This is a genomic window from Pedococcus sp. NPDC057267 (assembly GCF_042668795.1).
Lineage (GTDB): Bacteria > Actinomycetota > Actinomycetes > Actinomycetales > Dermatophilaceae > Pedococcus.
Window position 1 is genome coordinate 1 of record NZ_JBHUYG010000124.1, and the last position, 10,265, is coordinate 10,265.

Below are 10,265 nucleotides of genomic sequence, written 5' to 3' on the forward strand. Positions count from 1 at the left end.
CGAAGAAGTGAGCCCGCGGCATACGTCGTGGTGCGGAGACGTCAGGCGGAGGCGACCGAGCCGCCGGCGGCCTCGATCTTCTCCTTGGCGCTCGCCGAGACCGCGTCGACGGTCACGGCGACCTTGACGGCGATCTCGCCGGTGCCGAGCACCTTGACCGGGTAGCCGTCACGGACGGCGCCCTTGGCCACGAGGTCGTCGACGGTCACGTCGCCACCCTGGGGGTAGAGGGCGGAGAGGCGGTCGAGGTTGACGACCTGGTACTCCACCTTGAACGGGTTCTTGAAACCGCGCAGCTTCGGCAGCCGCATGTGCAGCGGCATGGAGCCACCCTCGAACCGCTCGGGCACCTGGTAGCGGGCCTTGGTGCCCTTGGTGCCACGACCGGCGGTCTTGCCCTTGGAGCCCTCACCACGACCCACGCGGGTCTTGGCGGTCTTGGCGCCGGGGGCCGGACGCAGGTGGTGCAGCTTGAGGGCCGAGCCCTCCGAGGCCTTGGCCTCGGGAGCCGCAGCCCTGGCGGCGGGCTTCTTCGCAGTGGCCTTCTTCTCGGCCATGGTCAGTCAACCTCCTCGACGGAGACCAGGTGGGTCACCGTCTTGACCATCCCGCGGATCTCGGGACGGTCCTCCTTGACGACGACGTCGCCAATGCGCTTCAGACCGAGGCTGCGCAGGGTGTCGCGCTGGTTCTGCTTGCCACCGATCTCGGAACGGGTCTGGGTCACCTTCAGACGAGCCATCACGCACCAGCCTTCGCGGCCTCGCGGCCGGCGGCCTGGGCGCGCAGCATGGCAGCCGGGGCGACCTGGTCGACCGGCAGGCCACGGCGGGCGGCCACGGCCTCGGGGCGCTCGAGGCCACGCAGGGCCTCGACCGTCGCGTGGACGATGTTGATGGCGTTGTCCGAGCCCAGGGACTTGGACAGCACGTCGTGGATGCCGGCGCACTCCAGGACCGCACGCACCGGACCACCGGCGATGACACCGGTACCGGGAGCGGCGGGGCGGAGCATGACGACGCCCGCGGCGGCCTCACCCTGGACGGGGTGCGGGATGGTGCCCTGGATGCGCGGGACCTTGAAGAACTGCTTCTTGGCCTCCTCGACACCCTTGGCGATCGCGGCGGGGACCTCCTTGGCCTTGCCGTAGCCGACACCCACGGTGCCGTCGCCGTCACCCACCACCACGAGGGCGGTGAAGCTGAAGCGGCGGCCACCCTTGACGACCTTGGCAACGCGGTTGATGGTCACGACGCGCTCGACGTACTGGCTCTTCTCGGCCTGGTCGCGACCGCCGTCGCGGCGGTTGTCGCGGCCGCCACGGCGGTCGCCGCGCTCGCCGCGGTTGTCGCCGCCGGCGGCGCCAGTGCCTCGACGCTGGGGTCCGGGCATCAGATGTTCCTCATCTCAACGGTTGCGGTGTTCTTGGCGGTCATCACAGGGCCAGCCCACCCTCGCGGGCGCCCTCGGCGATCGCGGCGACCCGGCCGTGGTAGCGGTTGCCACCCCGGTCGAAGACGACGGCCTCGACGCCGGCGCTCTTGGCGCGCTCGGCGAGGAGCTCGCCGACCTTGCGCGCCTTGGCGGTCTTGTCGCCCTCGAAGGTGCGCAGGTCCGCCTCCATCGTGGACGCCGACGCGACGGTCTTGCCGACCGTGTCGTCGACGATCTGCACGAAGACGTGGCGCGAGGAGCGCGACACGACCAGGCGCGGACGCGCCGTGGTGCCGGACACCTTCTTGCGCAGGCGCAGGTGACGACGTCCGCGTGCAGCGGACTTGCCCTTGGCTCGCTTGACGGTCATTGCCATGGCTTACTTACCAGCCTTTCCGACCTTGCGACGGATGTGCTCGCCCGCGTACCGCACGCCCTTGCCCTTGTACGGGTCGGGCTTGCGCAGCTTGCGGATGTTCGCGGCAACCTCGCCAACCAGCTGCTTGTCGATGCCCTGGACCGAGAAACGGGTCGGGTTCTCGACGGCGAAGGAGATGCCCTCGGGGGCCTCCACGGTGATCGGGTGGCTGTAGCCGAGCGCGAACTCGAGGTTCCCGCCCTTGTTGGCCACGCGGTAACCCGTGCCGTGGATCTCCATCTTCTTCTCGTAGCCCTCGGTCACACCGAGCACCATGTTGTTGATGAGCGAGCGGGTCAGGCCGTGCAGGGCACGGGACTGGCGCTCGTCGTTGGGGCGCTTCACCTCCACGGTGCCGTCGGCCTGCTCGACCGTGATGGGCTCGGCCACGACGTGGCTGAGCTCACCCTTGGGGCCCTTCACCGTGACGGCCTGGCCGTCGATGGTGATGTCGACACCGCTCGGGATGGCGACCGGGAGTCGTCCGATTCGCGACATGTCGAATCCCCTTACCAGACGTAGGCGAGGACTTCCCCGCCCACACCCTTGGTCGCGGCCTGGCGGTCCGTGAGGAGGCCAGACGAGGTGGAAATGATGGCCACACCGAGGCCGCCGAGGACCTTGGGCAGGTTCGTCGACTTGGCGTAGACGCGCAGGCCGGGCTTGGAGACACGGCGCACGCCAGCGATGGAGCGCTCGCGGTTCGGGCCGTACTTCAGCTCGATGGTCAGCGTCTTGCCGACCTCGGCGTCCTCGACCTTCCAGCCGGCGATGTAGCCCTCGGCCTGCAGGATCTCGGCGATGTGGGACTTGAGCTTGGAGAACGGCATGGAGACTGCGTCGTGGTGCGCCGAGTTGGCGTTCCGGACGCGGGTCAACATGTCCGCAATCGGGTCAGTCATGGTCATGGGCTTCTCCGCCCTCTCTCACCGCGGTTTCACTGCGCCTGTCGCGCAGCGACCTTCGATGTAGAAGAAATTCGTGGATGGGGTGGGGTCTTACCAGGAGCTCTTGGTCACGCCGGGGAGCTCGCCGCGGTGGGCCATCTCCCGGAGGCAGACACGGCAGAGGCCGAACTTGCGGTACACCGAGTGCGGGCGGCCGCAGCGCTGGCAGCGCGTGTAGGCGCGAACCTTGAACTTCGGCTTCTTGTTGGCCTTGTTGATCAGGGCGGTCTTCGCCATGTCAGTTCTCCTTGAAGGGGAAGCCGAGCGCCTTGAGCAGAGCGCGGCCCTCGTCGTCGTTGGTGGCCGTGGTCACCACGGTGATGTCCATGCCACGCACGCGGTCGATCCGGTCCTGGTCGATCTCGTGGAACATCGACTGCTCGGTCAGGCCGAAGGTGTAGTTGCCCTTGCCGTCGAACTGCTTCGGCGACAGGCCACGGAAGTCGCGGATGCGGGGCAGGGCCACGGACACGAGGCGGTCCAGGAACTCCCACATGCGGTCGCCGCGCAGCGTGGTGTGCGCGCCGATCGGCATGCCCTCGCGCAGCTTGAACTGCGCGATCGACTTGCGGGCCTTGGTGACGATCGGCTTCTGCCCCGTGATGGCGGACAGGTCGCGGATCGCGCCCTCGATGAGCTTGGCGTCCTTGGCGGCGTCGCCCACACCCATGTTGACGACGACCTTGACGACGCCCGGCACCTGCATGACGTTCGCGTAGCCGAACTGCTCGAGCAGCTGGCCCTTGATCTCGTCGGTGTAGCGCGTCTTCAGGCGCGGGGCCGACTTCTCGGCGATGGTGTCAGTCATGTTCCTCACAGGTCCTTGCCCGAGCGCACCGCGACACGGGTGCGGCTGGCCTTCTCGCGGCCGCCACGCTCGACTGTCTCGACGCGGGTCTTGACCCGGGTCGGCTTCTTCTCGGACGGGTCGACGATCGCCACGTTGCTCACGTGGATCGCGGCCTCCTGGACGACCAGGCCACCGGTGCGGCTGCCGCGAGCGGTCTGGCCGGCCTTGGTGTGGCGGGTCACGCGGTTGACGCCCTCGACCAGCACGCGCTGGGTCTCGGGGTACACGGCGATGACCTTGCCCTGCTTGGCCTTGTCCTTGCCCGTGAGGACCTGGACGAGGTCGCCCTTCTTGATCTTCATCTTTGCAACCATGGCTCAGAGCACCTCCGGCGCCAGCGAGATGATCTTCATGAACTTCTTGTCGCGCAGCTCGCGGCCCACGGGGCCGAAGATGCGGGTGCCACGGGGGTCGCCGTCGCCCTTGAGGATGACGGCAGCGTTCTCGTCGAACTTGATGTAGCTGCCGTCCGGCCGCCGGCGCTCCTTGGTGGTGCGCACGATGACCGCCTTGACGACGTCACCCTTCTTGACGTTGCCGCCGGGGATGGCGTCCTTGACGGCGGCGACGATGACGTCACCGATGCCGGCGTAACGACGACCCGAGCCACCGAGAACACGGATGCACAGGATCTCCTTGGCACCGGTGTTGTCGGCGACGCGCAGTCGCGACTCCTGCTGGATCACTTCTCACTCCTGTCGTCGAGCTGGTTCTCATCCGCGGATGAGCCTGGCCGAACTGTGGTGGTCTGGTCCGGTCCCGCGGCCGCCCCTCGGGGAGGGGCGCCGCGCGGGCCGGGGATGCGGGCTGACCCGCAGGTGCTTACTTGGCCTTCTCGAGGATCTCGACGACGCGCCAGCGCTTGGTGGCCGACAGCGGGCGGGTCTCCATGATCAGGACCCGGTCGCCGATGCCCGCCGAGTTCTGCTCGTCGTGCGCCTTGACCTTGCTCGAGCGACGCATGACCTTGCCGTAGAGCGCGTGCTTCACGCGGTCCTCGACCTCGACCACGACGGTCTTGTCCATCTTGTCGCTCACCACGTAACCCTGGCGGGTCTTGCGGTAGTTGCGGTCCGTCGCCGTCACGGCCTCATCCTTCACGTTCTCGCTCATGCCGACTCCTCCGTGGTGGCCGGAGCCTGTCCGATCCCGAGCTCGCGCTCACGCAGCTCGGTGTAGATGCGGGCGATGTCCTTGCGGACCGCGCGCAGCCGGCCGTGGTTGTCCAGCTGGCCGGTGGCCGACTGGAAGCGGAGGTTGAACAGCTCCTCCTTGGCCTTGCGCAGCTCGTCGACCAGGCGGTCGTCGTCGAACCCACGCAGGTTCTCCGACGTCAGGTCCTTGGATCCGACTGCCATCAGATGTCACCACCCTCACGCCGAACGAAGCGGCACTTCATCGGGAGCTTGTGCATCGCCAGACGCATGGCCTCTCGGGCCACCTCCTCGGAGACACCCGAGACCTCGAACATGACGCGGCCGGGCTTGATGTTGGCGATCCACCACTCGGGGGAACCCTTACCGGAACCCATGCGGGTCTCGGCAGGCTTCTTGGTCAGCGGACGGTCGGGGTAGATGTTGATCCACACCTTTCCGCCACGCTTCATGTACCGCGTCATGGCGATACGAGCGGACTCGATCTGGCGGTTGGTGACGTAGGCGGGCTCGAGGGCCTGGATGCCGTAGTCGCCGAACGCGATCTTGGTGCCGCCCTTGGCAGCGCCCGAGCGACCCGGGTGGTGCTGCTTGCGGTGCTTGACTCGACGAGGAATCAGCATGGCGGTCAGGCCTCCTCAGTGGCAGCCGGAGCGCTCGCCTCGGGGGCGGTCGCCTCGGCGGCGGTCGTCTCGGTGGCGGCCGGGGCCTCGGTCCGCTCGCGGCGGGCGCGGGCGGGACGGTCGGCGCCGTCGCGGCGCGGGCCACGGCTCGGACGCGGGGCGGCAGCCTGCTGCTGGGCCAGCTCGCGAGCGGTGACGTCACCCTTGTAGATCCACACCTTCACGCCGATGCGGCCGAAGGTGGTGCGGGCCTCGTAGAAGCCGTAGTCGATGTTCGCGCGGAGGGTGTGCAGCGGCACGCGGCCCTCGCGGTAGAACTCGGTGCGGGACATCTCGGCGCCGCCGAGGCGACCGGACACCTGGACACGGATGCCCTTGGCGCCGGCGCGGGTGGCGGACTGCATGCCCTTGCGCATCGCGCGACGGAAGGAGACACGGGCCGAGAGCTGCTCGGCGATGCCCTGGGCGACCAGCTGGGCGTCGATCTCGGGGTTCTTCACCTCGAGGATGTTCAGCTGCACCTGCTTGCCCGTGAGCTTCTCGAGCTCGCCGCGGATGCGGTCGGCCTCGGCGCCACGGCGACCGATGACGATGCCCGGGCGCGCCGTGTGGATGTCCACGCGGACGCGGTCACGGGTGCGCTCGATCTCGACGCGGGAGATGCCGGCCCGCTCCATGCCCTCGGACATGAGCTTGCGGATCGCCACGTCCTCCTTGACGTAGTCGCGGTAGCGCTGGCCCTCCTTGGTGGAGTCAGCGAACCAGCGGCTCTTGTGCTCGGTGGTGATGCCGAGGCGGAAGCCGTGCGGGTTGACCTTCTGGCCCATTAGCGGGTGCCTCCCTTGGTGGTCTTCGGCGTGACGACCACGGTGATGTGGCTGGTGCGCTTGTTGATGCGGGCCGCGCGGCCCTGGGCGCGCGGGCGGAACCGCTTCATCGTCGGGCCCTCGTCCACGAAGGCAGCGCTGACGACGAGGTTGCGCTCGTCGAACGCCTCCGACGCCCTGTCCGCCTTGACCCGGGCGTTGGCGACGGCGCTCTCGAGCACCTTCTTCACCGGGTCGGACGCGGACTGCGGCGCGAAGGTGAGCACCGCGACGGCCTCGGTGACCTGCTGGCCACGGATGAGGTCGACCATGCGGCGGGCCTTCATCGGCGTGACGCGCACGTGGCGCGCGACGGCCTTGGCTTCCATCACGTTGTCCTTGTTCTCAGTGGAGGCGGCCATCAGCGACGACGCCCCTTCTTGTCTTCCTTCACGTGACCCTTGAACGTGCGGGTCGGCGCGAACTCACCGAGCTTGTGGCCGACCATCGACTCGGTGACGAACACCGGGACGTGCTTGCGGCCGTCGTGCACGGCGAAGGTGTGGCCCAGCATGTCGGGCGAGATGACCGACCGACGGGACCAGGTCTTGATGACGTTCTTGGAACCCGCTTCGTTCTGGGCGTCCACCTTCTTCTGGAGGTGGTCGTCGATGAAGGGGCCCTTCTTCAGACTGCGAGGCATGTTTCCAGGCTCCTATCAGCGCTTCTTGCCAGTACGGCGGCGACGGACGATCATCTTGTCGCTCGGCTTGCCGGGGCGGCGGGTCCGGCCCTCGGCCTGGCCCCACGGGCTGACCGGGTGGCGACCACCGGAGGTCTTGCCCTCACCACCACCGTGCGGGTGGTCCACCGGGTTCATGGCGACACCGCGGACGGTCGGGCGCTTGCCCTTCCAGCGCATGCGGCCGGCCTTGCCCCAGTTGATGTTCGACTGCTCGGCGTTGCCGACCTCGCCGACCGTCGCGCGGCAGCGCAGGTCGACGTTGCGGATCTCACCGGACGGCATGCGCAGCTGGGCGTACGGGCCGTCCTTGGCGACGAGCTGGACGCGCACACCGGCGGAGCGGGCGATCTTCGCGCCGCCACCGGGCTTGAGCTCGACGGCGTGGATGACCGTACCGGTCGGGATGTTGCGCAGCGGCAGGCTGTTGCCGGGCTTGATGTCGGCGCCGGGGCCGTTCTCGATCGCCATGCCCTGCTCCAGGCCGCGGGGGGCCAGGATGTAGCGCTTCTCGCCGTCGGCGTAGTGCAGCAGCGCGATGCGGGCGGTGCGGTTGGGGTCGTACTCGATGTGAGCGACCTTGGCCGGCACGCCGTCCTTGTCATGGCGACGGAAGTCGATGACGCGGTAGGCGCGCTTGTGGCCACCACCGATGTGGCGGGTCGTGATCCGGCCGTTGCTGTTGCGGCCGCCGGACTTGCTCAGGGGGCGGACCAGCGACTTCTCCGGCGTGGAGCGAGTGACCTCGACGAAGTCGGCAACGCTGGAGCCACGACGCCCGGGCGTCGTCGGCTTGTACTTGCGGATACCCATGTTTCGAAGTTCCTTACGTCTCTTCAGCGTTCCCGTCAGGCGCCGGCACCGAAGATGTCGATCGAGCCCTCGCGGAGGGTGACGATCGCACGCTTGGTGTCCTTGCGCTTGCCGATGCCGAACCGCGTGCGGCGGGTCTTGCCGGGGCGGTTGAGGGTGTGGACGGAGTCGACCTTGACGCCGAAGACGCGCTCGACGGCGATCTTGATCTCGGTCTTGTTCGCGCGCGGGTCGACGATGAAGGTGTACTTGCCCTGGTCGAGCAGCGAGTACGACTTCTCCGACACCACGGGCGCGATCAGGATGTCGCGCGGGTCCTTGCCAGCAGCGAGGGTGCTCACTTCGTCTCCTCCTCAGCCGCCTCGGCCTCGGCGGCCTTGGTGGCGGTGGCCTTCTTGGCGGCGGCCTTCTTGGCGGGAGCCTTCTTGGCCGCCGGCTTCTCCGCCGGCTTCTCGGCGGGCGCCTCGGCGACGGCCTCGGTCACGACGACCTCGGCCTCGACGCCACCGACCGGCTGGGCACCGTTCACGAACGCGTCGAGGGCGGCCTTGGTGAAGACGACCTCGTCGGCGCACAGCACGTCGTAGGTGTTGAGCTGGTCGGCCGCGAGCACGTGCACGCCCTCGACGTTGCGCACCGACTTCAGCGACACGATGTCGCTGCGGTCGAGCACGACGAGCAGGTTGGTGCGCGTGGTCAGGCCGGCGAGCAGGGCCACGGCGTCCTTGGTGGACGGGGCGTCACCGGTGACCAGCGACTCGACCACGTGGACGCGGTCGTGGCGGGCCCGGTCGGAGAGGGCGCCACGCAGGGCGGCGGCCTTCATCTTCTTGGGGGTCCGCTGGCTGTAGTCGCGCGGCTGCGGGCCGTGGACGGTGCCACCGCCGGCGAACTGCGGCGCACGGGTCGAGCCCTGGCGGGCGCGGCCGGTGCCCTTCTGGCGGTACGGCTTCTTGCCACCACCACGGACCTCGCCGCGCGTCTTGGTGGCGTGCGTGCCCTGGCGGGCGGCAGCCATCTGCGCGACGACGACCTGGTGGATCAGCGGCACGTTGACCTGGACGTCGAAGATCTCGGCGGGCAGGTCAGCGGCAACGGTCTTGGTAGCCATGTGGGTCAGGCTCCCTTCGCGGCCGAGCGGACGAGGACCACGCCGCCACGGGGGCCGGGGACGGCGCCCTTGACGAGCAGCAGGCCCTTCTCGGCGTCCACGGCGTGGATCTGCAGGTTCTGGGTGGTCTGGCGCACGCCGCCCATGCGGCCGGCCATGCGCATGCCCTTGAAGACACGGCCCGGGGTGGCGCAGCCACCGATCGAGCCCGGCTTGCGGTGGTTGCGGTGCGCACCGTGCGAGGCGGACACGCCCTTGAAGCCGTGACGCTTCATGACACCGGCGAAGCCCTTGCCCTTGGTGGTGCCGGTGACGTCGATGTCCTGGCCCGCCTCGAAGCTCTCGACCGTGACCTCCTGGCCGAGCGTGTACTCGGCGGCGTCGGCGGTGCGGAGCTCGACGAGGTGGCGACGCGGCGTCACGCCGGCCTTCTCGAAGTGGCCGGTGAGCGGCTTGGTCACCTTGCGGGGGTCGATCGCGCCGAAGCCGATCTGGACCGCGGCGTAGCCGTCGGTGTCGGCGTCGCGGACCTGGGTCACGACGCAGGGACCGGCCTGGATGACGGTGACGGGGACGAGCCGGTTGTCGGCGTCCCACACCTGGGTCATGCCGAGCTTGGTGCCCAGGACGCCCTTCACGGTCTTGGTAGCAGTGGTGGTCATGTCGTCAGCCTCAGAGCTTGATCTCGATGTTGACGTCAGCCGGGAGGTCGAGGCGCATCAGCGAGTCGACGGCCTTGGGCGTCGGGTCGATGATGTCGATGAGGCGCTTGTGGGTGCGCATCTCGAAGTGCTCGCGGCTGTCCTTGTACTTGTGGGGCGAACGGATGACCACGAAGACGTTCTTCTCCGTGGGCAGCGGCACAGGGCCGACCACCGTCGCACCGGCACGGGTCACCGTGTCGACAATCTTGCGCGCCGAGTTGTCGATGACCTCGTGGTCATACGACTTCAGTCGGATGCGGATCTTCTGTCCCGCCATCTCCGTTACGTCTCTCTCTCGCCGTACAGCTTGCATGTGGCCGGCTCACGGACCCCGACCCCCGCGGTCGGGTGTGTCGCACCCGTTCCACGGTCCGACGACATGGGTCTCCCCGTGTCGTACGGTTTTGTCAGATGTCCGGCGGAGCCGGGGCTTGCGCTTCCCTGGAGTGTCGCCCCTGCCCACGTCGTGGAGCCGGTTCGAGGTGTGTCACCGGGGGTGGCACCACCGACATGGGTCGGCGACGCGCGTCAAGCAACCGGTCCAGTGTGCCAGAGCCCCCCGCGACCTACCAAATCGGCCCGGGGGCACCCGGCATACCGGCACCCGTGGCGCGTCGTGCCCCTCGCCCGCCAGCGTATGCCGTGCCCGCGCGGGCGCGACGA

At 68.7% G+C, this 10,265-nt stretch carries 19 protein-coding genes and 2 pseudogenes; all 21 read right to left on the bottom strand.

Annotated features, from left to right (window positions below; translation table 11 throughout):
• Positions 1-41: 41 nt before the first annotated feature.
• Positions 42-557 carry a 50S ribosomal protein L15 gene (gene rplO, locus ACFUC1_RS18730; RefSeq protein WP_379122519.1) on the bottom strand — a complete coding sequence of 172 codons (516 nt, stop codon included), beginning with the start codon at positions 555-557 and terminating at the stop codon, positions 42-44.
• A gap of 2 nt (positions 558-559) precedes the next feature.
• The gene (gene rpmD, locus ACFUC1_RS18735) at positions 560-742 is read right to left on the bottom strand and encodes a 50S ribosomal protein L30 (protein ID WP_020143226.1); all 183 of its coding nucleotides are present in this window, start codon (positions 740-742) and stop codon (positions 560-562) included.
• Positions 742-1,392, bottom strand: a complete 651-nt coding sequence (gene rpsE / locus ACFUC1_RS18740) for a 30S ribosomal protein S5 (protein WP_310154247.1) — start codon at positions 1,390-1,392, stop codon at positions 742-744. Before rpsE ends, rpmD begins: the two co-directional genes overlap by 1 nt.
• Positions 1,393-1,435: 43 nt before the next feature.
• The gene (gene rplR, locus ACFUC1_RS18745) at positions 1,436-1,810 is read right to left on the bottom strand and encodes a 50S ribosomal protein L18 (RefSeq protein ID WP_316008208.1); all 375 of its coding nucleotides are present in this window, start codon (positions 1,808-1,810) and stop codon (positions 1,436-1,438) included.
• A 3-nt stretch (positions 1,811-1,813) separates the two neighbouring features.
• On the bottom strand, positions 1,814-2,350 hold the full coding sequence (rplF, locus tag ACFUC1_RS18750) for a 50S ribosomal protein L6 (protein ID WP_379122522.1): 537 nt from the start codon (positions 2,348-2,350) through the stop codon (positions 1,814-1,816).
• Positions 2,351-2,361: 11 nt separating this feature from the next.
• Positions 2,362-2,760 carry a 30S ribosomal protein S8 gene (rpsH, locus tag ACFUC1_RS18755; protein ID WP_310154238.1) on the bottom strand — a complete coding sequence of 133 codons (399 nt, stop codon included), beginning with the start codon at positions 2,758-2,760 and terminating at the stop codon, positions 2,362-2,364.
• Between the two features lie 90 nt (positions 2,761-2,850).
• The gene (locus ACFUC1_RS18760) at positions 2,851-3,036 is read right to left on the bottom strand and encodes a type Z 30S ribosomal protein S14 (protein ID WP_310154234.1); all 186 of its coding nucleotides are present in this window, start codon (positions 3,034-3,036) and stop codon (positions 2,851-2,853) included.
• A 1-nt stretch (position 3,037) separates the two neighbouring features.
• Positions 3,038-3,607, bottom strand: coding sequence for a 50S ribosomal protein L5 (gene rplE, locus ACFUC1_RS18765; protein WP_310154231.1), 570 nt, complete (start codon positions 3,605-3,607; stop codon positions 3,038-3,040).
• A gap of 5 nt (positions 3,608-3,612) precedes the next feature.
• The gene (rplX, locus tag ACFUC1_RS18770) at positions 3,613-3,951 is read right to left on the bottom strand and encodes a 50S ribosomal protein L24 (RefSeq protein WP_379122525.1); all 339 of its coding nucleotides are present in this window, start codon (positions 3,949-3,951) and stop codon (positions 3,613-3,615) included.
• A gap of 15 nt (positions 3,952-3,966) precedes the next feature.
• The gene (rplN, locus tag ACFUC1_RS18775; protein WP_310154225.1) at positions 3,967-4,335 is read right to left on the bottom strand and encodes a 50S ribosomal protein L14; all 369 of its coding nucleotides are present in this window, start codon (positions 4,333-4,335) and stop codon (positions 3,967-3,969) included.
• A 136-nt stretch (positions 4,336-4,471) separates the two neighbouring features.
• Positions 4,472-4,762, bottom strand: a complete 291-nt coding sequence (gene rpsQ, locus ACFUC1_RS18780; RefSeq protein WP_310154222.1) for a 30S ribosomal protein S17 — start codon at positions 4,760-4,762, stop codon at positions 4,472-4,474.
• Positions 4,763-4,794: 32 nt separating this feature from the next.
• Positions 4,795-5,007, bottom strand: a pseudogene (gene rpmC / locus ACFUC1_RS18785) (50S ribosomal protein L29); the annotation flags it as partial.
• A complete protein-coding gene (rplP, locus tag ACFUC1_RS18790; protein ID WP_056883301.1) occupies positions 5,007-5,426 on the bottom strand; it encodes a 50S ribosomal protein L16 in 420 nt (139 codons plus the stop codon). The pseudogene rpmC and the gene rplP, both read right to left, overlap by 1 nt.
• Positions 5,427-5,431: 5 nt before the next feature.
• A complete protein-coding gene (gene rpsC / locus ACFUC1_RS18795; RefSeq protein ID WP_310154216.1) occupies positions 5,432-6,253 on the bottom strand; it encodes a 30S ribosomal protein S3 in 822 nt (273 codons plus the stop codon).
• Positions 6,253-6,621 carry a 50S ribosomal protein L22 gene (gene rplV, locus ACFUC1_RS18800; protein WP_379122530.1) on the bottom strand — a complete coding sequence of 123 codons (369 nt, stop codon included), beginning with the start codon at positions 6,619-6,621 and terminating at the stop codon, positions 6,253-6,255. The genes rpsC and rplV overlap by 1 nt, the downstream gene beginning before the upstream one ends.
• Positions 6,622-6,653: 32 nt before the next feature.
• The gene (rpsS, locus tag ACFUC1_RS18805) at positions 6,654-6,935 is read right to left on the bottom strand and encodes a 30S ribosomal protein S19 (protein ID WP_310154212.1); all 282 of its coding nucleotides are present in this window, start codon (positions 6,933-6,935) and stop codon (positions 6,654-6,656) included.
• Positions 6,936-6,950: 15 nt separating this feature from the next.
• Positions 6,951-7,787, bottom strand: a complete 837-nt coding sequence (gene rplB, locus ACFUC1_RS18810; protein WP_310154209.1) for a 50S ribosomal protein L2 — start codon at positions 7,785-7,787, stop codon at positions 6,951-6,953.
• Positions 7,788-7,822: 35 nt separating this feature from the next.
• Complete coding sequence (gene rplW, locus ACFUC1_RS18815) at positions 7,823-8,128, bottom strand: 50S ribosomal protein L23 (RefSeq protein WP_316008213.1); 306 nt, start codon at positions 8,126-8,128, stop codon at positions 7,823-7,825.
• A 146-nt stretch (positions 8,129-8,274) separates the two neighbouring features.
• Positions 8,275-8,898, bottom strand: a pseudogene (rplD, locus tag ACFUC1_RS18820) (50S ribosomal protein L4); the annotation flags it as partial.
• Positions 8,899-8,903: 5 nt separating this feature from the next.
• Positions 8,904-9,560, bottom strand: coding sequence for a 50S ribosomal protein L3 (gene rplC / locus ACFUC1_RS18825; RefSeq protein ID WP_316008214.1), 657 nt, complete (start codon positions 9,558-9,560; stop codon positions 8,904-8,906).
• A gap of 10 nt (positions 9,561-9,570) precedes the next feature.
• Complete coding sequence (rpsJ, locus tag ACFUC1_RS18830) at positions 9,571-9,879, bottom strand: 30S ribosomal protein S10 (protein ID WP_009775966.1); 309 nt, start codon at positions 9,877-9,879, stop codon at positions 9,571-9,573.
• Between the last annotated feature and the right edge of the window lie 386 nt (positions 9,880-10,265).

Excerpts from the sequence above, each read along its gene's own strand:
- rpsS (WP_310154212.1), bottom strand. The coding sequence starts at position 6,935 with ATGCCTCGCAGTCTGAAGAAGGGCCCCTTCATCGACGACCACCTCCAG.
- rplO (WP_379122519.1), bottom strand. The coding sequence starts at position 557 with ATGGCCGAGAAGAAGGCCACTGCGAAGAAGCCCGCCGCCAGGGCTGCG.
- rpsQ (WP_310154222.1), bottom strand. The coding sequence starts at position 4,762 with ATGAGCGAGAACGTGAAGGATGAGGCCGTGACGGCGACGGACCGCAAC.
- rplV (WP_379122530.1), bottom strand. The coding sequence starts at position 6,621 with ATGGAAGCCAAGGCCGTCGCGCGCCACGTGCGCGTCACGCCGATGAAG.
- rplC (WP_316008214.1), bottom strand. The coding sequence starts at position 9,560 with ATGACCACCACTGCTACCAAGACCGTGAAGGGCGTCCTGGGCACCAAG.
- rpmD (WP_020143226.1), bottom strand. The coding sequence starts at position 742 with ATGGCTCGTCTGAAGGTGACCCAGACCCGTTCCGAGATCGGTGGCAAG.
- rpsH (WP_310154238.1), bottom strand. The coding sequence starts at position 2,760 with ATGACCATGACTGACCCGATTGCGGACATGTTGACCCGCGTCCGGAAC.
- rplX (WP_379122525.1), bottom strand. The coding sequence starts at position 3,951 with ATGAAGATCAAGAAGGGCGACCTCGTCCAGGTCCTCACGGGCAAGGAC.
- rpsC (WP_310154216.1), bottom strand. The coding sequence starts at position 6,253 with ATGGGCCAGAAGGTCAACCCGCACGGCTTCCGCCTCGGCATCACCACC.
- ACFUC1_RS18760 (WP_310154234.1), bottom strand. The coding sequence starts at position 3,036 with ATGGCGAAGACCGCCCTGATCAACAAGGCCAACAAGAAGCCGAAGTTC.
- rpsJ (WP_009775966.1), bottom strand. The coding sequence starts at position 9,879 with ATGGCGGGACAGAAGATCCGCATCCGACTGAAGTCGTATGACCACGAG.
- rpsE (WP_310154247.1), bottom strand. The coding sequence starts at position 1,392 with ATGCCCGGACCCCAGCGTCGAGGCACTGGCGCCGCCGGCGGCGACAAC.
- rplR (WP_316008208.1), bottom strand. The coding sequence starts at position 1,810 with ATGGCAATGACCGTCAAGCGAGCCAAGGGCAAGTCCGCTGCACGCGGA.
- rplF (WP_379122522.1), bottom strand. The coding sequence starts at position 2,350 with ATGTCGCGAATCGGACGACTCCCGGTCGCCATCCCGAGCGGTGTCGAC.
- rplP (WP_056883301.1), bottom strand. The coding sequence starts at position 5,426 with ATGCTGATTCCTCGTCGAGTCAAGCACCGCAAGCAGCACCACCCGGGT.
- rplB (WP_310154209.1), bottom strand. The coding sequence starts at position 7,787 with ATGGGTATCCGCAAGTACAAGCCGACGACGCCCGGGCGTCGTGGCTCC.
- rplE (WP_310154231.1), bottom strand. The coding sequence starts at position 3,607 with ATGACTGACACCATCGCCGAGAAGTCGGCCCCGCGCCTGAAGACGCGC.